Source organism: Segatella hominis, from assembly GCF_004535825.1.
Lineage (GTDB): Bacteria > Bacteroidota > Bacteroidia > Bacteroidales > Bacteroidaceae > Prevotella > Prevotella hominis.
This window is the reverse complement of sequence record NZ_SGVY01000031.1, coordinates 1-20251: the sequence shown is the minus strand read 5'-3', so window position 1 is coordinate 20251 and position 20251 is coordinate 1. Positions and strand designations below refer to the sequence as shown.

Annotated in this window: 23 protein-coding genes; 2 read left to right on the top strand and 21 right to left on the bottom strand. The window is 44.9% G+C overall.

Annotation, left to right across the window (positions count from 1 at the left end):
• Positions 1 to 27: 27 nt before the first annotated feature.
• The 19 genes from EXN75_RS11395 to fabG all read right to left on the bottom strand — a co-directional run bounded on the left by EXN75_RS11395 (position 28) and on the right by fabG (position 17794).
• Entirely contained in the window at positions 28 to 1152 is a 1125-nt protein-coding gene (locus EXN75_RS11395; RefSeq protein ID WP_134843910.1) for a 1-acyl-sn-glycerol-3-phosphate acyltransferase, read from the bottom strand.
• 88 nt (positions 1153 to 1240) lie between these two features.
• The gene (locus tag EXN75_RS11390) at positions 1241 to 2092 is read right to left on the bottom strand and encodes an alpha/beta hydrolase (RefSeq protein WP_134843923.1); all 852 of its coding nucleotides are present in this window, start codon (positions 2090 to 2092) and stop codon (positions 1241 to 1243) included.
• Between the two features lie 4 nt (positions 2093 to 2096).
• On the bottom strand, positions 2097 to 3605 hold the full coding sequence (locus EXN75_RS11385) for a phytoene desaturase family protein (protein WP_134843909.1): 1509 nt from the start codon (positions 3603 to 3605) through the stop codon (positions 2097 to 2099).
• Entirely contained in the window at positions 3602 to 5113 is a 1512-nt protein-coding gene (locus EXN75_RS11380) for a phytoene desaturase family protein (RefSeq protein ID WP_187349091.1), read from the bottom strand. The genes EXN75_RS11385 and EXN75_RS11380 overlap by 4 nt, the downstream gene beginning before the upstream one ends.
• 1 nt (position 5114) lies before the next feature.
• The gene (locus EXN75_RS11375; protein WP_134843908.1) at positions 5115 to 6644 is read right to left on the bottom strand and encodes a glycosyltransferase; all 1530 of its coding nucleotides are present in this window, start codon (positions 6642 to 6644) and stop codon (positions 5115 to 5117) included.
• A 45-nt stretch (positions 6645 to 6689) separates the two neighbouring features.
• Entirely contained in the window at positions 6690 to 7154 is a 465-nt protein-coding gene (locus tag EXN75_RS11370; RefSeq protein WP_118119302.1) for a hotdog family protein, read from the bottom strand.
• Between the two features lie 8 nt (positions 7155 to 7162).
• Positions 7163 to 7525, bottom strand: a complete 363-nt coding sequence (locus EXN75_RS11365) for a hypothetical protein (protein WP_246031379.1) — start codon at positions 7523 to 7525, stop codon at positions 7163 to 7165.
• Positions 7526 to 7643: 118 nt separating this feature from the next.
• Positions 7644 to 8270, bottom strand: a complete 627-nt coding sequence (locus EXN75_RS11360) for a LolA family protein (RefSeq protein ID WP_134843906.1) — start codon at positions 8268 to 8270, stop codon at positions 7644 to 7646.
• Positions 8271 to 8327: 57 nt separating this feature from the next.
• Positions 8328 to 8681 (bottom strand): SMR family transporter, encoded by a 354-nt coding sequence (locus tag EXN75_RS11355; RefSeq protein ID WP_134843905.1) that lies wholly within the window; start codon positions 8679 to 8681, stop codon positions 8328 to 8330.
• Positions 8669 to 10501, bottom strand: coding sequence for a beta-ketoacyl-[acyl-carrier-protein] synthase family protein (locus EXN75_RS11350; protein ID WP_134843904.1), 1833 nt, complete (start codon positions 10499 to 10501; stop codon positions 8669 to 8671). Before EXN75_RS11350 ends, EXN75_RS11355 begins: the two co-directional genes overlap by 13 nt.
• Positions 10498 to 10755: a phosphopantetheine-binding protein gene (locus tag EXN75_RS11345; RefSeq protein WP_022110663.1), complete on the bottom strand. Its 258-nt coding sequence runs from the start codon at positions 10753 to 10755 to the stop codon at positions 10498 to 10500. Before EXN75_RS11345 ends, EXN75_RS11350 begins: the two co-directional genes overlap by 4 nt.
• A gap of 35 nt (positions 10756 to 10790) precedes the next feature.
• Complete coding sequence (locus EXN75_RS11340; protein WP_134843903.1) at positions 10791 to 12545, bottom strand: beta-ketoacyl synthase N-terminal-like domain-containing protein; 1755 nt, start codon at positions 12543 to 12545, stop codon at positions 10791 to 10793.
• A 23-nt stretch (positions 12546 to 12568) separates the two neighbouring features.
• A complete protein-coding gene (locus tag EXN75_RS11335) occupies positions 12569 to 12994 on the bottom strand; it encodes an acyl-CoA thioesterase (protein ID WP_134843902.1) in 426 nt (141 codons plus the stop codon).
• A 12-nt stretch (positions 12995 to 13006) separates the two neighbouring features.
• Positions 13007 to 13456, bottom strand: coding sequence for a pseudouridylate synthase (locus EXN75_RS11330; RefSeq protein ID WP_118119292.1), 450 nt, complete (start codon positions 13454 to 13456; stop codon positions 13007 to 13009).
• An 18-nt stretch (positions 13457 to 13474) separates the two neighbouring features.
• Positions 13475 to 14374, bottom strand: coding sequence for a lysophospholipid acyltransferase family protein (locus tag EXN75_RS11325; protein WP_342776612.1), 900 nt, complete (start codon positions 14372 to 14374; stop codon positions 13475 to 13477).
• An 8-nt stretch (positions 14375 to 14382) separates the two neighbouring features.
• Positions 14383 to 14625: an acyl carrier protein gene (locus tag EXN75_RS11320; RefSeq protein ID WP_022110658.1), complete on the bottom strand. Its 243-nt coding sequence runs from the start codon at positions 14623 to 14625 to the stop codon at positions 14383 to 14385.
• Positions 14626 to 14652: 27 nt separating this feature from the next.
• Positions 14653 to 15780: a class I SAM-dependent methyltransferase gene (locus EXN75_RS11315; protein WP_134843901.1), complete on the bottom strand. Its 1128-nt coding sequence runs from the start codon at positions 15778 to 15780 to the stop codon at positions 14653 to 14655.
• Positions 15781 to 15811: 31 nt separating this feature from the next.
• Complete coding sequence (locus EXN75_RS11310; RefSeq protein ID WP_134843900.1) at positions 15812 to 17041, bottom strand: beta-ketoacyl-[acyl-carrier-protein] synthase family protein; 1230 nt, start codon at positions 17039 to 17041, stop codon at positions 15812 to 15814.
• 21 nt (positions 17042 to 17062) lie between these two features.
• The gene (gene fabG / locus EXN75_RS11305) at positions 17063 to 17794 is read right to left on the bottom strand and encodes a 3-oxoacyl-ACP reductase FabG (protein WP_134843899.1); all 732 of its coding nucleotides are present in this window, start codon (positions 17792 to 17794) and stop codon (positions 17063 to 17065) included.
• 384 nt (positions 17795 to 18178) lie between these two features.
• Between fabG and EXN75_RS11300 the strand changes: the two genes are divergently transcribed.
• Both EXN75_RS11300 and EXN75_RS11295 read left to right on the top strand, forming a co-directional pair.
• A complete protein-coding gene (locus tag EXN75_RS11300; protein WP_118120551.1) occupies positions 18179 to 18430 on the top strand; it encodes a prevent-host-death family protein in 252 nt (83 codons plus the stop codon).
• The gene (locus EXN75_RS11295) at positions 18420 to 18770 is read left to right on the top strand and encodes an addiction module toxin RelE (RefSeq protein ID WP_134843898.1); all 351 of its coding nucleotides are present in this window, start codon (positions 18420 to 18422) and stop codon (positions 18768 to 18770) included. Before EXN75_RS11300 ends, EXN75_RS11295 begins: the two co-directional genes overlap by 11 nt.
• 167 nt (positions 18771 to 18937) lie before the next feature.
• Here the strand turns inward: EXN75_RS11295 and EXN75_RS17725 are convergent, their stop codons facing one another.
• Both EXN75_RS17725 and EXN75_RS11290 read right to left on the bottom strand, forming a co-directional pair.
• Positions 18938 to 19042: a smalltalk protein gene (locus tag EXN75_RS17725; protein ID WP_246031378.1), complete on the bottom strand. Its 105-nt coding sequence runs from the start codon at positions 19040 to 19042 to the stop codon at positions 18938 to 18940.
• A gap of 65 nt (positions 19043 to 19107) precedes the next feature.
• Positions 19108 to 19428, bottom strand: coding sequence for a hypothetical protein (locus tag EXN75_RS11290; RefSeq protein WP_187349090.1), 321 nt, complete (start codon positions 19426 to 19428; stop codon positions 19108 to 19110).
• Positions 19429 to 20251: the final 823 nt, after the last annotated feature.

Sequence of the window (20251 nt, the reverse complement as noted above, 5' to 3'; positions counted from 1 at the left end):
CTTACTTATTGTTTCTTCTACTTCTGCTTACTTGTTGTTTACAGGGTTGGCATAAATGCCTAAATAAATATCTTTCAGCATTTCGATGTCGCAAGTATCATAATGTTCCAATTCTCTGACGTGTGCCAAGAATTCTTCCTTCTGTTGCGGGGTATAGAAATCCTGGTATTTTCTGGTGCCGTACCGCAGGTCGTAAGCGATGTAATTGTTGGGATACAGGCGATAGGCCTTGTTGATGCGCTCGTCCAGCAGACGGGCTACTGCCTTGTGATATTCGTTGCTCGTAAGCTGTTCCAGTTTCATCAGTTCCATGCGGGAAATCGGTTCGCAGATTTCTATGTGCACCCTACCTTTGGGTTGGGAGATTCCTGTCAGAATACTGTTCAGGTCTTCGCCCGGTTTTTTGGTGTATTTGGCAAACTGGCTTTCGTAGAGTTCGAGCGTTTTCAGAATATCGCATGATTCCCATTCGTAGGAAACGGCTACAGGTACGATGTGCAACTGGTCTATTGCCTTGATTTTATCATCCGGGCAAGACATGCAGAACATCTTGATGATGCCCTGGTCTGTCGTGTCGTTTCCATCCTTGGTCCTGCCGTTGCGCTGGGCTATCCAGATGGACTGTCCTTTCTCCTGAATCACGAAGCGGATGTAATCGGACAGGTGTCTGGAACTGCGATAGAATTCCTTCAGACTTCCGCCCGGGCGTTCTACCTTAAACATCTTGTTGCATTTGCCAATATCGATAATCAACTGGTTGGACATCAGATTGGCACCAAAGGTAATCTCTGTGGTGTCGAAGCCGTGATTGAGCAGGAAATATTGGAGAAGACTGGAGTCTAACATGATGTCACGGTGGTTGGAAACATAGAGATAATGCCCTTCAGGACTCAGCTTGTCGAGTCCTGAGCAGGAAAATTCCGTGATGCTGTTTTCTATCACCTGCTGGTTGACTTTACTCATCGTGTCCTGTTGAAATTCCCTAACCGTCTGGTAGTTGGCTATGCGTTGACGGATTTCCTTGACCGATTCTTCCGGATAGACGTATGCAGAAAGAATCGGAAACGATGAACTGTGGGCGATGCGCTGCATGGCCTCAAGAAATTCATCGGGATTGTATGGGCGAATATCGTCAAAATCTGTTATGTTCATATTGGAATCTTTTTTGTTCTTTCATTCTTGGAATCCTTGATTTTTTCATTCTTGGAATCCTTGAATCAGGAAAAGTCTAATGCTGTAATTATTGGTTCTGAAGTTTTCTGATCCAAACTAAAAACTCTTTCTTCCATTGCCGACATTCGGGCGAACCCTTTGTGTCGGAGGCTCCAAATCCATGTCCTCCCGTTTTGTATTGGATGTATTGATGGGGAATGTGATGGACAGTCAGGGCGGAATCGAGCAATTCTGAGTTCTGGTATTTTACGATAGGATCATCCTTGCAGTTTACCAGAAACACGGGTGGACAACTGGCTGAAATATGATGCTCAATAGACAGGGAGTCTCGAAGCAGTCTGCTGTTTTTGCGGTTGTCGCCCAACAAGGCTCTGCGCGACCGCTTGTGAACGTATTTTCCGTTCATGGTGACGACCGGATAGATGGGGGCAACAAACATCAGGGGAAGTTTACGCAGGGTAACTCCCGACAGTACAAGATGACCGCCTGCAGAAAAGCCCATCGCTCCAATGCTGTCGGAGCAGACTCCGTATTCCCTTGCGTGTTCCTTAATATATAAGGTGGCTTGGGTCAGGTCGTCCAATGCATCAGGGTATCGGACTCCTCTGAATAGATGGCGGTAATGCAGGAAGAAGGCCATGAACCCGGCAGTACGGTAATGGAGCACGAATGCAGAGATTCCGTTGTTCTGCAACCATTTGCCCACTTCGTGTCCTTCGCCATTCATATCGTGCCAGAGGTAACTTCCACCAGGACATACGATGACAGCCATCTTGCTGCCACCTTTTGCCAGATATGCAGTCATTTCCACATTCTTTCTGCATGCTGTGCCTTGCCAGATGTTGACTTTCTCCTGTGCCTTCAGTATCTGGAGACATAGGAGGACGAACCCTATTATGATCATCAGTCTTTGCTTCATCGGTTTAATTCTCATTCTTTCCGATTTCATTTATTTTATGGAGTATGGAATTTCTTCCTAAAATAGCCTCGGCGGTATTGATTGCCGTCAGGGGAACGCCGCAGAAACCATGAAGGTTGTTGTTCTGACCTGTCAGCAACAGGTTATCTACCTTGGTAACCACGGGGACCTGCGATAATGCGATGTTTTTGTAGTCCTTGCTGAATCCGCTCATTGCTCCGTCTTTCACTCCATAAAAGTCGCGAATGGTCAACGGGGAAGCTGTGATGGTTCTGTCGATACATTCTCCGAACCCGGGATGAATTTCCTCGACATGAGAGAGGAGCTGTTGCGCTTTCTGGGCTTTCCAAGTTTCGTATTCCTCGCCCCGATGCCCCACGGTGGTCTGTTCCCATTTCTTCACTTCATCATAGAGCATAGGTGCGGTGATGAGGACTTTTGAACTGTATTTGCCCTGGTTTTCGTCTGGCGGAGTCATCAACAGGAAGCCTAAAGGCCAGGTGTCGTGCTGCTCGCCGAATTTCCATATTTCATCGTATCGGGTCATGTAATATTCCGAATGATTGATGTATGGGAAGCAGTCGGGCTTCAGTTTGATATAGACGGAAAACGCTGAATAGGAATTTGGAATCTGATTCAGGCGCTCTCTATAAGCCTTGGGGAAAGCTTTTTCGGGCATCCGTTTCAAGAGGGTGCAAGGGTGAATGGCTGAGATGAAGTAGTCGCCCTGAAAAATTTCTCCTTGCCGGGTTCTTACGTACTCCACATGACGGTTGTTGACTTCCACCCATTCTACTTCTGTATGGGTGAGCACCTTTCCTCCTGCCTGTTCGATTACAGAAACAAGCAGTTGGGCAAAATGTTGACTTCCTCCCACAAACCGGCTGGTGCCTTGGATGTAGAGAGTGGAGATGATGGCGTGGACAAAGGCTGGAGTCTCGTCCTGTCGGCCTCCATAAAGCGGGTTCATGTAGGAAACGATGCTCCGGAGTTTGGGATTCTGGATGTATTTTGCTACAAAAGCATCTGCTGCCATCAGAAAAACATCGGTATGAACCTGAAGGAAATCGGTCGTAGGACGGAGATGAAAGAGGTCGATGGAGTCGCTAATGGCAAATACGGCATCTACATAGCGTTGCAGATTTTCCCGTTCTTCCGGGAAATAAGCAGATAATGAGTTGATGAAACCTTCTTTTCCTTTTTGGAGCTGATAGGTCTGCTGGTCTTCTGCAAAGTAAAGGCAGTCTGTACAGTCTGCATCTACATCTTTGATTTTCACCTGGTCCAGGATGCCCAAGTATTCGCAGATACGGTAGATGTTTCCGCCAGGTTGCATTCCGCCTATGACGTGCATTCCTGTATCAAAGGATTCACCAAAGCGATGGAAACTCTGGAGCCCACCACCAGCCGTAGCGTTCTTTTCGAGCACAGTAACCCGTAAGCCTTCCTTGGCAAGGATGGCTCCAGTAAACAGTCCTCCCAAACCTCCTCCTATGATGATAGCCGTCTTCATTCGTTACATTTTTTTATCTGTTCGTAAATGGTCCTGGCAGTCAGAAACTCCGAGCAAGTTACGATGGTTCCTACCAGGACTCCCAACATTCCGTGGGAGTTGATGTTTTGTCCTGTCTGAAATACATTAGGCACTTTGGTGCGTTGGGGCACCCTGTATGCAGCTCCCTTCGTGATGTCTTTGGCAATACCATACATGGCTCCATCCTCTGTTCCCGTATAGTCGAGATAGGTGAGTGGGGTGGCAGTATAGTATTCCGCAATATGATCTCTGAGTCCAGGGAAATGAGTCTCCACAACGTCCAGCAGTTTTTCTGCTTTCTGGCGCTTGAAAGTTTCATATTCCTTTCCTCTCTTTCCTACGGAAGAACCTTTCCAGCGGGTCACTTCTTCCATCTTCATATAGGAGAGAATAACTCCTGATGAAGCGTAGGTTGTTGGTGTGGAGTCTGCACAGAAATGCATGTACAGAAATCCCTTGGGCCAGGATGCTTCCGAGTAATTTTCACAATTCCATGGCGTATTTTCCTGATAACCATAGTAATTGTAGTTGAGGTAGGGCACCTCATTCTCCTTGAAGCGCAGGAAAACAGAGAAGCAACCTGCTGTTTGCGGAATGCTGTTGATGCGGTTTCTGTAGGCAGGCCGTATCAGTTTGGTGTCGAGCATTTCTAAGGTGCGTTTGGGGTGCGCATCTGAGATCACGTAGTCGCAAGGGAAGAATACGGTTTTCTTTTCCTTTTTGTTCCAAACCTCTATTCCCGTTGCCTGTTTGTCGTCGCAGACGATGTGCCTTGCCTGATGGAGAGTAAGTATTTCTCCTCCGTATCTCTGGAGTGTATTGGCAAGTGCTTGGGCAACAGAATCGCTTCCTCCCTTTATGCGGTAAGCACTCTGGTTGTAGAAATCCATGATGAAGGCATGGGTAGAGAAGGGAGTCTTGTCTTTCTCTGCTGCATAGAGGGGGAGATTGCCCACCAGTACTTTCGCCAGGGTAGGGTCGCTAATCAGTTCGTCAATTACCTCGTTGATGGAGCGCAGCTGGTATTCTGTGTTGATGACGGAATCTGATTCTGCATCTTTCAGAGCGTGCAGGGAAGAAGCTTGGGCGATTTTTTCCACCAGATTGTAATATCTGATGAGATTCTCATGCTGGTTGGGAAAGTATTCTGTCATCTGCCGGATGAAATTCTCTCTGCCATTGGCAAACTTGTATTTCTTGCCAGCCAAGGCTACCACATCATAACCGGAAGGATCCAGTTGGGAAAGTTGCACATCCCTGTCTATCTCCAGATAGCGCATCAGTTTGGACAGAGTCTGACCTTCTGCAGCACTTCCGATAAAGTGCATTCCGGTTTCAAACTTTGCCCCATGGCGATAGAAGCATTGCAAGCAACCGCCTATTTGCTGCGACTGCTCCAACAGCGTAACGTGATAACCATTCTTGGCTAAAATCATGCCACATGACAGACCTCCCAGTCCACTTCCTATAATAATAACTCTTTTCAATTCAGACTCTTTTTTCTATTTCGTTTGCGATTTCTTCGTATCTCTCCTTATATTGTTTGCGCAATGTGGAGGCTTGTTTTCTCAATTCTCCCATGACTTGCAATTCCTTCCTGCTTATCGGATTTCCCACTTCGATATAGAAGATACCCTTGCGCAGATGGTAGGTTTTCTTAGGGAGGATTTTGCCTGGTCCATAAAGGTACATAGGCAATATTTCCAATCCGAGTTCCTGCGACAGATAGAATGCTCCCTGATGGAATCTGCCTATACGACAGTCCTTGGAACGGGTTCCTTCGGGATAAACGGCAATACTGTAACCCCGATCTGTCAGCGAACGGAGTTGCGGCATCAGCGGTTCCAGACCCTCTATTACGGGAAGATATTCTGCATGACGAATCAGGAAACCATAAGTAGGATTGTTCCAAACCCATTGGTTTGTCAGAAACACAATCTTGGGTGTAAAGACCAGTTGGCACATCAGATCCAAATGCGACTGGTGGTTGCAGATGATGATTCGGGGCTTATCAAAATCGAATCTTACCGGTTCTTTTCCCTTGATGATCATACCGCCTACTTTTCTGATGAATTTAGTGCCGGGGATGCCGTGATGAATCATCACAAATCTGGCTGCATGATAGATCAGTTCATGGAGCCGAACCTGTTTCTTTTCGGTCATCCTTCCGATTTTGATGTAGAGCCAGGCTAAGGGCGTGATGATGACCATCATAAAGAAGAGGAAGAACAACAGGGAATAAGCCGTTCTCAGAAATGTTGCCATCTTGCGGTAAAGACGGCAAGGCAGACCATAGATAATTGCCAACACACACAATAGGGTATTGAGGAGGCTGATGCGAGCGAAATCCATGCCTGGTCGGAAATGGCTTATCCGTTCTTTGCGTGGCGGATAATATACCTGGATAGGGATGGAAACAATCTCCGTTCCGTGCCAGGAGGCGAAAACCAAGAGTTCCAATTCGGCTTCGTATCTGTTGGTGAGCAGGGATAAAACGTGGAGTTTGTGCAGAGGGTAGAGGCGATAACCGGTCTGAGTATCCTCCAATCGTTTGCCTGTTTGTACGAAGAACCAGAAGTTGGAGAATTGATTGGCAAAATCACTTCCCTTGGAACGTTCAACACCTTGGAGTGGTCTTGCTCCAATGATGAGAGCTCCCGGATGTTCCTGATTGGCTTTCAGAAAGAGCGGAATATCTTCAGGTTTATGCTGACCATCCGCATCTAATGTAATGGCGTAGGCAAATCCCATGGACAAGGCTTTTCTGAAACCTTGCTGGAGAGCGTAGCCCTTACCTCGGTTTTGAGAATAAGCGACAACAGTAATGTTGTCAATCTCCCCAATGATCTGAGCAGTACTGTCTGTACAGCCATCATTGACGACAATGACATCATCACAAAAGCAGAGCGTCTCCTTCACTACTTCCCCAATGGTTTTCTCATTATTGAAAGTAGGGATGATTACGCAGATTCCTCTTGCTCTTAAAAGTCTTTTCTGTTGTTCCAACTTATCTTCCATTTATTCCTTTATTAATTTCCTCCTCCCTTTCTCATTTCTCATTTGTCATTTGTTTCTGCACGTGAAAGAGATTTTAGCTTTTGTCTCTTCATCGGAAGCAACGATGATTTGTGCTTTAACCTCTTGGGAATCTTCTGAAGTTTCAATTTTCTTGAAGGTATAAGAGATTTCCTTTTCTTTAAGAGGAGAAATAACCGAGAGGAATTTCACGTTTTTGACGTGGGTAATCTCCAAAGATTCCTGGAGAAGTTCTGCTAACAATTCCTTTCCGATTTGTAGAATGCAGACTCCCGGCGTAACAGGTTCGCCAGGGAAATGAGCCTGATAGATGAAATGCTCTGGGTTGAGGCGAAGGCGAAAGGAAGTATTGCTTCTGCTCGAAAGAACTTCTTGGCATTTCTGCTGTAAGCCTGCTGCTTCCTTCTGCTGCAAGCCTGCTGCTTCCTTCTGCTGTAAGTTTCCCTGTTTGTCTGCTTCGACAATTGTATAAAGATGATTTTTCAGTTGCATCGTCCTGTTTATTTTTGTTTTTTATCCACTTTATCCTCCAATTCCTCTTTTTCCTCCATTGTTTCTTCCAGTTCTGAGAATTGATAATGGATTTTGTATTTTTTATTATCGTATATGGAAATGCCATTTTGAAGGTTTTTGATAACCTGGGAGAGATCTTGCTTGAGCAGGCGTTTGATGTACCATTTGTCAAGCAACTGGATGACATTTTCCAGTTTCACCTTTCCTGTGACCGGCTGGTAGGTAAAGTCGAGAACAGAGATTCCAAATTCATTGAAAATGCTTCCCTTGTAGCCGTCCTTATCTCTTATCAGCATGCAAATTCCGCTCAGATAACCTTTCTTCATCTCAATTGTCGCATTATATTTCATCTTGCTCCCGATACTGTCGGGTAAAGGATGCTGGTCTGCGATGTCTTGGGCTGAAATGGGTAGGAGGGAAAATAGGGAAAAGAGTCCCAAAAGACTCATAGAAAAGAGTCCACAAAGACTAATTGACTTGAAAAACTTTCGTATTGATGGCAGCATTGGTCTTGATATTTTTCAGTTCAATAATCGTTCTGTCTCCCTTTTTCTCTATGAGTTCCACCTGAGTAACCACAGATCTTGTTTTATGAAAGTGGAGTATGATCTTCTGAAACAGCATTTTCATCTGTTTCTGTTGAGGATAGAGCGTGGCAATGTATTCAGAAGAAGAACCGGTAAGTGAGACTTTGAAATCCCTCTTGTCGTTGAGGCAATTTCCCACAACGCTATTCATCATGATGCGGGCTATTTCCTTGAACATCTTGCTTTGGTTCACGTTGATCACATCGCTCCGCTTATTTTTCCGGATGAGAACTTTGGATCCGTTGATTACAAATGTATAAGCATAAGGAGAGGTGTATTCCCATCTGAGTCTGTTGCCCTGCTGGTAATACATTTTGCCCCGCGAAACCATTTTCTCATTGAGCATTCTGAGATGCTTGGTCTGTACGAAATCGCATTGCATCGACTTCATGCGGGAAGCAACAGCGCCTATCTGCTGCCTGACTTGTGCCTCGTTCACCTTCTGCTGGGCAGAGATGGAAGAAAGGCATAAGCTGATAAACATGATTAAAAACAATAACTTTTTCATCTTGATTATCTATTATTCGTTTAATCTATTTTGCGATGAACCTATACTGATGAGGCATCATTTTGCGATGAGGCAACAACCTATCATGATGAAGCCAATACCTAACCATTTCCAGACAGACACTTGTTCATGAAAGAACAGGATGGCTGCTAACATTCCGAAGATGTATGTGATGCTCACCATCGGGTAAGCAACGCTGAGCGGGAAATGTTTTACAATATACATCCATAGGAGAGAGGCTGCGCCGAAGAAAAGTCCACAGCAGGCAAACTGCCAGTTGAGCAGGAGACTTAGCCAGAAATCTCTTGTCCAACCGAAGGGATGCATTTTCTGTAGGGCAAACTTCAGACATACCTGTCCTGCCGCTAAAAGCATACTCTGCGTGATAGCTAAAAATATTACTCGCCACATGATAATACCATCGCTATAGAATGGATGGAAGGCAAGGCTTTTTCTCCACTCTGTGTTCTTAACTGGTTTAATAGCGGGGTACTTTCATCATGGCAGCCCACCAAAACCGTTTTTGCTTTTCCACTTGCTAATAGCATTTTCGCATCACGGATGGCCCAGTCAAGAGAATCTTCGCCCTGCGTATAGGTGATGTTGTAACCATGACAATGGGTCTTGATCGCAATATTGCTGCCTATGGTGTTGTGGGTACTCTGCATGAAATAAGTAGGTTTGAGCATTTCTTCCCCTTCTTCTTTCAGTTGGACAAGCAATTTCTCACTATTTTCCAAACATCCATAAGTTGTGCCCGTGATGATGGCATCCGGGGTGGCAATTCCTGCTTTTTCCAAAGCCTCTAAAGAGGAGAGTAATGAACTTTTCATGATCTTGCCCATTCTCCTGGCTTCCATCGGTTTTACATATTTGCGGATGTCGGACAAATCCTCTTCTGAGTTAATTTCTACAGTTGAAAGAATACGGATGTTGCTGGCAGTCTGCTGAGGCTCCCCTTTTGTCTGTATCGTTTCCTCTTCTGTCGGATGAGTAGAAAAAATGAGCGAACTGTCATTTCCACCAAATCCAAAGGAATTGCAGAGTACATTTTCCAGCCTTACGTTTTCGATGCCTGTGCAAGGAATAATACCGTTTTCCATCTGTTTTTCCCAACCGAGATTGGCTGGGATGAAATGATGCTGCATGGCAAGCAGACAGATGACCGCCTCTATGCTTCCCGAGGCGCTGGTAGTATGTCCGGTAAATGATTTCGTACTTGAAATTAAAGGCATCTTCCTGCCAAATAACCGTTTGAGAGATTCGGATTCGCTCTGGTCATTATTGGGAGTTCCTGTACCATGTGCATTTACATATTGGATGTCTTCCGGTTTTATGTGTGCCATATTCAAGGCTTCTTTCATCGCCAGGAAAGCTCCTTCTCCATTCTCAGACGAAGCGGTCTGATGGTACGCATCGCAGGCATTGCCATAACCGGTAAGGTAAGCATGGGGCGTTTTCCCCTGATGGCGGGCTGCAGATTCTGATTCCAAGACTACGAATGCAGCGCCTTCTCCCAAGTTCAATCCTGCGCGGGTTGCATCAAACGGGCGGCAGCGCTTCTTGTCGAGAATCATCAGGGAATTGAAACCGTTGAGATGGAAGCGGGAAAGAGCTTCTGAACCTCCGGCAACAACGATGTCTGCTTCACCGGTTTCTAATAGTTTGGCTCCCAACATGATGGCGTTGGCGGCAGAAGAACAGGCTGTAGAGATGGTGGTCAATTCATCAAATCCACTTTGTCCTGTTGCCGATTCATTTCTGAAATAATCAGCAATCTTCTGTGTGCAGTTGCCTCCATCGTGGTGGTTGAGAAAAGCCAGTTCTTCCACCTTTGTTTCCTGCTGTGACTGAAATTGCTCGTAGAGTGGGTTGAAACTCTGTTCCGTAAGGTCCATTCCGCCAACCGTCGTTCCTGAAACGAGGACGATCTTCTTGTTGGAAGCAGAGACAGCAGAAAGGTCGATTCCAGCATCCTCCAGGGCTTGCCGGATGGCAAGAATTCCCATGAGTTCTGTGCGGCTCATCAGTTGTTTTTCTGGAATGCCGAGCCGTTTTTTCATTTGCTCATTAGACAAAGCGACCTCTCCTACAGGCAGTTCGTGATGAACCGACTGTAGAAATAGCATCTCTTTGATTCCCGACTTATGGGCGAGCAGAGACTGCAACACTTCCTCTTTATTGGTGCCGATGGCAGAAATAATGCCTTCGCCTGTGATAGCAATATTCATTTCTTTCTGTTCTTGCTCACATAGTCTGCAATCGTGGCAATACTTTTGAAAATAGCCTTACCTTCAGCAGGGTTAGCCAACTTAATTCCATATTTTTTATCCAGCAAGACGATGAGTTCCAGCGCATCAATCGAGTCCAGCCCCAGTCCGTCTCCAAAGAGCGCATCGTTCTCATCAATATCTTCAGGAGTCATTTCCTCGAGGTTTAATGCCTCTATGATTTCCTCCTTGAGTTCTTTAATCAATTCTTCCATACGATTTTATTTATATGATTTTAATATTTTATTTCTCATTTGTAATTTCTCATTTTCTTGATCTTCAGATCCGCTTCGAAATGCCTTTCGTCTTCATAATCAATCCAACCTGTCAGGAAACTCTTGCTTTGAGCGTCCCGACAGGATGCCTGTAGGATTTCCTCCATCATCCTTTCGTCTTTATCGGGCAGGATGAAGAAGGAGGTTTCACCATGAAAATGATTCCTGATGGCAATCTCGCCCGTTACGATGTTGGGCAACGTATAAACGAAGATGGATGGACTTGGGAAATAATTGTTTTTATCGTTTATAGATTCCTTATAGTTCCTGTCAGAGGCGATGGAAGAGGAATGGTTGAAAAAGATGATTGCCCTTTCCTCCAGTAGCCTTTCCCCTTCCTCTTCTCTCCTTTCTACGTCCGTATCTCCCTTTTCTGCATTCAACAGGATTTCAGAAGCCACAAATCCCAGGCGGCTGAGTCCATCCATTTTGTAGAATTTCGGATAATTGCCTATCATCTGTTTGTAGAGAGTCGTCAGGAGAGAATGATGTTCCTGTCCTTCCTGTTCCCCCAGTTCCTTCTTTCCTTCCCAAAGTTTCCGTTGGTCCAATATCACCTCTTCGGGCGTAATCCTTATCGTGTGAGTGGTCGTGAATTCACGATTCTGTTGTTCAATTTGCGATAAAGCGATATTCTCTCTTTCTGGTTTTTGGGCTGCCCATATTGTAGCATTACAACCTCCGAATCCAGACAACATCTTGATGAAGCCTTTCTTGTCTGTCGGTCGGTTTTCTGCACAGATATTCATTTTCCCGGACACTCCCAGTTCAGAAAAACCTCTGGTTCCCAAAATCGTATCATCATCAATTGCTTTCATGCTGATGATGGTTTCGAGAATGCCGGCAGCTCCCATCGTATGCCCCCAGAAACTTTTGTAGGCATTGGCGGGCAGATCTGACAGTCCTGCTCTTCCGATGGCAACAGATTCCATCTGGTCATTGAAAAGCGTGGCTGTACCATGAGCATTGATGAAAGCCAGATGCTCTTTCAGGTCTATCTGTTTGCAAGTGGATGAAATCTCTTTCGTGAAGGATTCCAAAGTTCTTTGGAGGGACAGATACAGACCATCTGCAGTTTTGGAGGGGGTGCTGATATGGAAAGCGTCATTTCTGATGAAACCATCCCCCATTCGCCAGGAATTTCCCTGGATAGGATTTTTGCTCAGAATAAGGGTAGCAGCAGCTTCGCCTAAATTGAGTCCCATCCGTTCCATGTCAAATGGGCGACAAGGCTCAGGGGAAAGCGCTTTTAAGGATTGGAAACCGGACAGGATGAATTGCCGGGGCGTATCGCAACCACATACGATGGCAGCATCATACAGGCCTGAATCTATCAGTCTGTTGCCCAAAATCAAGGCAGATAGTCCGGAAATACAAGCATTACAAACGACAATAGGTTTGGAGTCTATTCCCAACTGGCTGGCTATTCTTTGCTCAGAATCTGCCAAGGAAATATTTTCCTCAATATTTCCTTTCGTAGAACTGAGAATAAAAGCTGTGCGCTTTCCTTTCAGTTCAAGTTGCGCATTAGCAATGGCTTTTTGTGCAGATCTTAGGGCCAAAGTCTCGAAGTCTTCGAATAGCAGAGAGGCGTAGAATCCTTCTGGAATATTGCATGTTCCAGGCTCATAAGCACGGATGCCCGACCTGCCAGCTTTTACTGACAGGTAATTTTCCTCGGATGTTTCCCCTAATGGAGAAATAATATTATCTGCTATAATGTAAGCCATGATTCAACCTCATTTGTCATTTGTCATTTGTCATTTGCCAATTGTTTCTCTTTCCATTCTTGATAGAAGGGCGGATTGTCCCAGACGAGCTGGTAATTCAAATCCATGAAAACCTGTACGGAATGACCTGTTGCGATAAGAGAATTGTCTTCCTGATCGTGGATTTCGTAATCGAACACAATCTTTGCCGCTTCAGTAGGGCGATAGATGATGTCGATGCGTGGACGCATTCCATATCTGATAGGCTTCTTATAGTGAAAACTGAGTTCTACGATAGGAGCAAAATAGCCATGATCGAAGAAAGTCATGTATTCCAGCCCGTATTTCTTGCCGAAAGCCTCGCGGGCATCCTCGAAATAGAGTGGGTAGGAACCATGCCAAACTACGTTCATCGAATCGACTTCGCTGAAACGTATTTCAAATTCTTTGGATTCTTTCAGTTCTTTCATCTTTCTTTCTTTTTACTCTTTAACGGCAATTTTCATTTCAGTCGTTACGTAAACCTGATTTCTCCAGGAAACGGTTGCCTCTGCTAAGGTCATTCCGAAGACTTCTTCTTTCACTTCTACACGGGTGGTGAGGATTTCCCCCACAGGTGGAAGCTGTAGAATGTCCATATTGCGTATGGCCCCGATAAAACCAATCTGGATTCCTTTCTTATGAATATAGTTGTAATATCCAATCCGTGCTGCACAAGTCTGTGCAATATTCTCTATCAGGCCAGATGCAGAAAGGTGTCCATTCTCAACAAAGATATCGTCGTTCCTGATTTCTGTCTCTGCAAGTGTGACGGTTTTATCGCAATAGACGAGCCGGTCTATCATGACAAACGGCTCTTGTTGAGGCAGAAGCTCGTGTATATCTATTTGGCTGAGTTCCAATCCTTCCGGATTATCTATATCTGAATTCATATCTTTATCTTGATTACATCATGTGATGGATGGTTCTGCATTTTTATCTGCCCAGAAATCGTAAAAGTTGTACCATTGGTCTGGATATTGTCGTACAAGACGTTCCAGCTCTTCTGCATATTTCTTGGCAAGTTGCTCCATCTTTTGTTTCCGGGATGCCTGCTTGTCATAGGCGAGGGGCACCACAAAGATCTTGTACTTCTTTCTGGAAATACGAATCACGTTGATGGCTAAAACTTCCAGGTTGCGCATCGTAGCAACTGCGAATGGACCTAATGGGAAATGAGCCGTTTTGCCTAAAAACTCTGTTGGAATGGTTTTCGAGGAACCCATCACCCGGTCGGCAGGCATACTGACAATCTCCTGGTTGACCAGAGCCTCGTTGATTTTGAACAGATGGCTCATGTCCTCTTTTACAGGAATCATCGTGATATTGTGCTCAGAAAATTGTTTCTGTCTTCCTTCCATAATCCTGTCTTTTTCGCCACCATATACAAGTGCGTTGTAGCGTTTTCCAGGCGGAGTCAGAGAATAGCCAGCCACCTCATAACAGCCGATGTGTGAACTGAACATCAGGAAACCATCGTCCTGAAAAGCCAGCTCTCTCAGATATTCGGTACCCTCCTGCTCAATATCAAACCTTTTGCCGGCAAACATGGCAAACCGGTCTATCACAACCGTGGCAAACAGGCAATGGTTGAGGTAAGTGTGCCATGCAGAGCTCCATCTGCCCCAACCGATACGGTTTCGGAAAAACCGGTAAGCATGGCTGCGGCTGTGGTTGGTATTTAGCAGTAAACAGACGGGCATGATCATCGTCCATGCGAAAACATAGATGAAACGCTCGTCCACGAACCTGAGCATGTTGATGAGTTGGCGATGCATCCAGGCATTACCGAAAGTCGTATTCTTCTTCACTTCCCCTTTTATCCCACTTTACTCTCGATATAATCACAGAACTGGGTGAGGGTAGTAACCCCTTGCATTTCTTCTGGTTTGATTTTGAATCCGAAGTTCTTCTCCACGATTACCACAATATCTACGAAGTCAAGGCTGTCTATGCCTAAGTCATCCTTCAATTTAGCTTCAGGAGCAATCTTTTCTTCATCAATCTCCAAATCCTCAATGAGGAAGTTTCTTACTTTTTCTTCTATTTCTTTTCTTTCCATGTGATAGTTCGAATTTTATATGAATGTTTACTTTCTTGTTTTTACTTCCAGTATCGAATGGCCGTGACCTATTCCGTCGTGGATGGCTACTACCTTGAGTCCGGCACGTTCTATCTGTCTGATCATGTCGTCGGAATGATACATCTTACTGTTTCCATTCGCCATGACCGTGAAATAGACACTTGTCATGGTCAGGCAGAGCGAAGCCGTCTCGTATTTCTGCCGGTCCCAGAAAGTCTCCATGATGTATAAGGTAGTATCCTCCGACATCACTTGGCTCACTCTTGCCAGAATGCTGTATATTTCTTCCTCCGAAAAGCAGTCTAAGAACTGGCTCATCCAGATCGCATCCCAGTTGTCGCCCTGTTCTGCAGGAGCCATCTCTTTCAGGGTAGGGAACTGGTTTTCTGTTTTCAGAATATCCGTAGGAAAACCATGGATTCTGTCAGCTCCCTTTTTCCCCTCAATATTCTTCTTCATCATTCTTATCTGTCCGGGCAGATCAACGATGGTGACATTTACCTGTGGGTTGCCATCCACACAACGGAGCGCAAATTCCCCTGTATTTCCACCCACATCCATCAGATGTTTCGTATCTTTGGAGAAAATGATTTCCAGCGCCTTGTCGAAAGAATGGTCACTATAGAAGTGATCAAAATTGAGCCAGCTCTCCAGTACCTGCGGAGAAAGCTGAGATAATCCCTCGTAGATGGTAGGCCAGTTGCCTAAAGTCTTCAGCCCGGCAGGTTTCCCGGTCTCCAAGGCTTCATCCAGATAAAACAATCCCTGGTAATTCACATCATGATTGAAGTCGATATTTACCCGGGTAGCAGCATCCGTGAGCAGAAACCACCCCGTCTTCGAAATCGTATAGCGGTCAGAATCCTTGTCTATCAGTATGATACCAGCACTAAGCGAAGCTTCCAGCAAAATCTTGAGCGCATACTGGGAGAGGCGGGTTTTCCCTTCCAGTTCTTCCAGGGTCAGTCCGTCATGACTGTTTCTGATTTCCTCCAGAATACCCCATTTCAGCATGAGTCTGGAAACCTGGAAGATGACGGGTCCCCATGCGATGAATTCTGCTTGTCGCTGAGCTTCCCGGGCAGATAACTGCTCCTGAGAATAGCGGTCGCTTTCTGACTTGAATAGATTCATAATGATTGCATATTTTTCTTTTCAGAAATAGTTATTCCTTGAATTTTCTGATGACCAGAGCCGAGTTGGTTCCTCCGAAACCGAAACTGTTGCTCAGTACGGTATTGATTTCCGTATCTACCGTCTTTGTCGCAATATTGAGTTTTTCGGAATATTCGTCTGGATTTTCAAAGTTCACGTTAGGAGCCACGAAATGGTTCTGCATCATCAGCGTACTGTAAACGATCTCCGAAGCTCCCGCCATCCAGCATTCGTGCCCAGTCATTCCCTTGGTAGAAGAAATCAGCGCATGTTTGCCGTTGAACATTCTGTCGAGGGCGATAGCTTCATACATATCGCCTTGTCGTGTACTGGTGGCATGAGCGTTGATGTAGTCAATATCCTCTTCCGTCACGTTGGCTGATTTCAGCGCACGGCTCATGGCGACGACACTTCCCTCGTCTGATGGCTGACTGATTCCCCCACCATTGCTGGAGAAACCATATCCCACCACTTCCGCAAGAATGTTGGCGCCTCGTGCTTTGGCATGCTCGTAATCCTCCAGTACCAGAGAGGCAGCTCCACCACTTGGAATGAGTCCATCGCGGTCTCGGTCGAAAGGACGGCTTGCCTTGGCAGGTTCGTCCATGCGGATAGAGAAGGCGCTGAGCGCATCAAAGGAAGCCATGGAGTAATAATTGGTTTCCTGCGCACCGCCACAGAGCACCATCTCCTGCAAGCCCTGTTTGATCATCATATATCCCAAGCCGATGGAATGACTTCCGCTGGCACATGCCGAGCTGACCGTGAAGTTGATTCCCCGGAGATGGAAGATGGTACTGAGATTCATGTTGACGGTAGAGTTCATCGACTGGAAGATGATCCCATATCCGAGCATGGCAGAATCATGTTTCTCATCCATGATTTTGGCAGCTTCGATGACGGGTTTGGCAGAAGAATCGTTGCCGAAAATACATCCCACCTCATTTTCCCGGAGATACTCATCCGAAATCTCGGCTTGCTGAAAAGCCTGAACACTTGCCATATAGGCATATTTAGCCTCTTCAGACATTCCGGCACGCGTATGGCGGTCGAGCATTTGTTTGGTAATGACAGGTTCCTCCACTATACCGGTCAAAGCCGAACGGTAGCCGTATTCCAATCGTTCCGGTTGGATTCCGATACCCGATTTTCCTGCGTATAATGATTCCTTGACAGTATCCAGATCTGTGCCAAGGCACGACCAGATACCCATTCCTGTAATGACAACTCTTCTTTCCATTTATCTTGTAGTATATATATATTATGTGTAGAGCCCCCCATTGATGTTGATGACTTCTCCTGTGATGTATGCCGCTTCGTCAGAGGCAAGGAAATCAACTAAGGCAGCCACTTCTTCTGCCTTGCCAAATCTTCCCGCAGGAATCATCTTTTTCAGTTCATCTTCAGGCAACTCCTTAGTCATGTCTGTAGCGATGAATCCCGGAGCCACAGCATTCACCGTGATGTTGCGGGGCGCCACCTCCTGTGCCAGCGCCTTGGTAGCTCCGATGAGCGCAGCCTTCGCAGCGCTATAGTTTACCTGTCCAGCCATTCCCTTGATTCCCGAGAGCGAAGCCATATTGATGATACGACCGCCATGTCTGCGGGGCATCATGTGTTTCAAGAGTCTGCGGGTGATGTAGAAGAACCCGTTGAGGTTGGTGTCGAGGACATCGTGCCAGTCATCGTTGGACATCATGAACATGACATTATCCCTTCTGATGCCAGCATTATTTACCAGTATGGAGATCCACTCGTCAGGATGCGCAGATTCCCATTGGTCTATAGCAGCCTCTATTTGTTGAGGCTGAGACGCATCAAAGGGCAGGAGTTCAGCATAGCCGCCCTCTTGTTCAATTTCCCGTTTTACCTGTTCCGCCGCCTCATGGTTGTTCAAGTAATTGATAATTGTGCAGAAGCCCCGTTTGGCAAGTCGTAAAGCCACGGCTTTTCCAATACCTCTTGACGCTCCTGTAACTAAAGCATATTTCATCTTTTCCGTTATTCAGTTGATATTTAAATGTGCTATTTCCTGAGAAACGAGCACATAGTTGTTTGCAAAGGTAAGAAAAAAATAATAAAAGTGCTCAGAAATTTATATATTTTGCTCATCTCTATATGAATTTTCACAAAATATGATGAAATATGCAGTCATCAAGTCGGGATTTCAGTCCAACTTGTCATTTAAGATTGCGATAATGAAGATACCTATTATGACTCATATACTTGAACCATATCCATTACCCCTTGTAGAGCTTATTTGGTAACCAAATAATGTTAATTTGGTTACCATTTTGATTGCAGTTTCAATAAAAAACCGTATCTTTGCAGAAGAAAGGTAGCACTTTCTTTGCATCGTAAACAAATATATAGAATTATGGTTGTAATTAGCACAAGAGACTTTCGCACTAATCAGACAAAGTATCTGAATTTGGCAAAAGCAGGAGAGCACGTAGTCCTAAAATCGCGTGCAGGAAATTTCCGCATCTTCCCCGATGACGGAAGTCATAGTATTGATTCATCGCGCGACTTGATGAAAGAACTCAGAAACGCTTTGACAGAGGTAAAGGAAGCCATTGCTGGAAAGCGTAAACTTCAATCTGCAGATAGTTTGCTTGATGAGTTGTAATATTATAGTATCGGTTTCTGACGACTTTGCAAAAGAAGCAAAACGTCTTGCTAAGAAATACCCAAGTTTTAAACAAGACTACAAGGAATTTCTCGAAAGTATTAAGGACAACCCTCTGCAAGGTGATGAGATTACAAAAAACATACGCAAAATCCGTATGGCAATCAAAGCTAAAGGCAAAGGAAAATCAGGTGGAGCAAGAGTCATTACTTTCAATATTCTTACTGATGTAGAAAATGGTCAAGTGGTTTTACTTCTTCTCTATGATAAAGAGGATGCTTCAACCGTCAAAGTCAATGTAGTCAAGCAACTTGTGCGAGACATGGGATTTGATATTTAATATATAGCCAATGCCATCATAGCATGCTCAGACAAAAGGGGATATCATGTCATAAAACAACGACCTCCCCAGCTATCACAGCTGAGGGCTTGCTTTATGAAAACATACTATTAATTTAAACAGTTGAAAACTTTTATTATGATTTGCTTGAACGCAATATCTTTCCTTTATCCCATACAACTTGTAACGCCCAGCGAAGTGGCAAGTGCCGTAAGAATGCTGATGGCGATTTGAAGAATGGTCTTCCAAGTGTCTGCTTTCATCTTACTCATTTTGATTCAATTTTAAAGGTTAAACTTAAATTCTTTGTGTGTTTCACAGGGGGGTAATTTCCCTTCTACAGTTCGTTGTCCTCGCCGCTGCCGTCCTGTCCAGCGTCGCCCTTATTGTCGCCGCTTGGGTTGGAACCGGTGCCTTGGCTGGTGCCGCCGCTCTGCTCGGTGTTACCTCCTGCAGGAGTGCCACCGCTTGGGTTAGAGCCACCACCATCTGAACCGTCGCCAGAAGTAGTTGGAGTGCTGATGTCCACGTTGGCTTTGCCCTCCTTGATGGCCTTGATGACTGCAGCCTGAGCGCTGCGGCTGGCTACGAGGTTGAACTCGGCATCGGCAATGAGGTTACTGTTCACTGAGCGTATGGTAATGCTGTAGTTAATCATACTTTGTGTGTTTAGATGGTTGATATTTCAATTTCCCAGAAGCCTCGTTTCTTGCCCTTATTTCGGTTGTCATTGACGACTGGCGCCTGTCGTCTATTAAGACCGACATCTGGTACAAGAGAAGCTTTCTTTCGATTGCTGGTGCAAAGGTACAACAATTTGGAGTTGAAAACAAATTTTTCCGCTACAGATTTTTTAGGGGTGTCTGTAAGTGTCTGACTGATAGTGCTTTATAACGATATTTCGGAAATCAATTGCTGCATTTAGACTGATTTTGAAGAAAATGAAGGCTTGTGACTCAGAATTTTAGAAAAGCGGTCATAAAGGTCAATGTCATTGTTGGTCAAAATCCTTCGGGGGATAGGTCAAAAAGCCTATAGTATAATATAAATAATTATTTATATTATACTATAGAAAAAAATGACCAATACTTCTTATAAATTGACCAACAATGACATTGACCTTTTTGACCAGAATGCTACTTGACAAGGGAATATTTTTAATCGTTATGATTGTTTATATTGTTGGTTATCAATAAGTTATGTGATTTAAACTATTTTGTTTGCGACACATTTATAAGTGCAATAAAAATAAAATATACTAACAATCAGCATCTGTCTCTATTGTCTTCTCTATTCAATTCTGTAAAATATTCAGCCCAAAACTGCAAATGGAGGGCTTTTTCTTGTCTCTAAACCTCAAATCCGCAACCTATAGGGTTTAGTGGGATTTTGCTTGCAAAGCGACAAAATTCATTTTATTGTACATATTTCTTGCACAACAGAAATGTCGCAGACACAAAATCCCCTTACCCCATAAAGCG

Coding starts and splice junctions, on each gene's coding strand:
- EXN75_RS11300 (WP_118120551.1), top strand. CDS start 18,179: ATGGTTGTAATTAGCACAAGAGACTTTCGCACTAATCAGACAAAGTAT.
- EXN75_RS11315 (WP_134843901.1), bottom strand. CDS start 15,780: ATGAATCTATTCAAGTCAGAAAGCGACCGCTATTCTCAGGAGCAGTTA.
- EXN75_RS11340 (WP_134843903.1), bottom strand. CDS start 12,545: ATGGCTTACATTATAGCAGATAATATTATTTCTCCATTAGGGGAAACA.
- EXN75_RS11320 (WP_022110658.1), bottom strand. CDS start 14,625: ATGGAAAGAAAAGAAATAGAAGAAAAAGTAAGAAACTTCCTCATTGAG.
- EXN75_RS11350 (WP_134843904.1), bottom strand. CDS start 10,501: ATGAATATTGCTATCACAGGCGAAGGCATTATTTCTGCCATCGGCACC.
- EXN75_RS11290 (WP_187349090.1), bottom strand. CDS start 19,428: ATGATTAACTACAGCATTACCATACGCTCAGTGAACAGTAACCTCATT.
- EXN75_RS11345 (WP_022110663.1), bottom strand. CDS start 10,755: ATGGAAGAATTGATTAAAGAACTCAAGGAGGAAATCATAGAGGCATTA.
- EXN75_RS11310 (WP_134843900.1), bottom strand. CDS start 17,041: ATGGAAAGAAGAGTTGTCATTACAGGAATGGGTATCTGGTCGTGCCTT.
- EXN75_RS11375 (WP_134843908.1), bottom strand. CDS start 6,644: ATGGAAGATAAGTTGGAACAACAGAAAAGACTTTTAAGAGCAAGAGGA.
- fabG (WP_134843899.1), bottom strand. CDS start 17,794: ATGAAATATGCTTTAGTTACAGGAGCGTCAAGAGGTATTGGAAAAGCC.
- EXN75_RS11295 (WP_134843898.1), top strand. CDS start 18,420: ATGAGTTGTAATATTATAGTATCGGTTTCTGACGACTTTGCAAAAGAA.
- EXN75_RS11370 (WP_118119302.1), bottom strand. CDS start 7,154: ATGCAACTGAAAAATCATCTTTATACAATTGTCGAAGCAGACAAACAG.
- EXN75_RS17725 (WP_246031378.1), bottom strand. CDS start 19,042: ATGAGTAAGATGAAAGCAGACACTTGGAAGACCATTCTTCAAATCGCC.
- EXN75_RS11385 (WP_134843909.1), bottom strand. CDS start 3,605: ATGAAGACGGCTATCATCATAGGAGGAGGTTTGGGAGGACTGTTTACT.
- EXN75_RS11335 (WP_134843902.1), bottom strand. CDS start 12,994: ATGAAAGAACTGAAAGAATCCAAAGAATTTGAAATACGTTTCAGCGAA.
- EXN75_RS11330 (WP_118119292.1), bottom strand. CDS start 13,456: ATGAATTCAGATATAGATAATCCGGAAGGATTGGAACTCAGCCAAATA.
- EXN75_RS11395 (WP_134843910.1), bottom strand. CDS start 1,152: ATGAACATAACAGATTTTGACGATATTCGCCCATACAATCCCGATGAA.
- EXN75_RS11355 (WP_134843905.1), bottom strand. CDS start 8,681: ATGTGGCGAGTAATATTTTTAGCTATCACGCAGAGTATGCTTTTAGCG.
- EXN75_RS11390 (WP_134843923.1), bottom strand. CDS start 2,092: ATGAAGCAAAGACTGATGATCATAATAGGGTTCGTCCTCCTATGTCTC.
- EXN75_RS11360 (WP_134843906.1), bottom strand. CDS start 8,270: ATGAAAAAGTTATTGTTTTTAATCATGTTTATCAGCTTATGCCTTTCT.
- EXN75_RS11365 (WP_246031379.1), bottom strand. CDS start 7,525: ATGAAATATAATGCGACAATTGAGATGAAGAAAGGTTATCTGAGCGGA.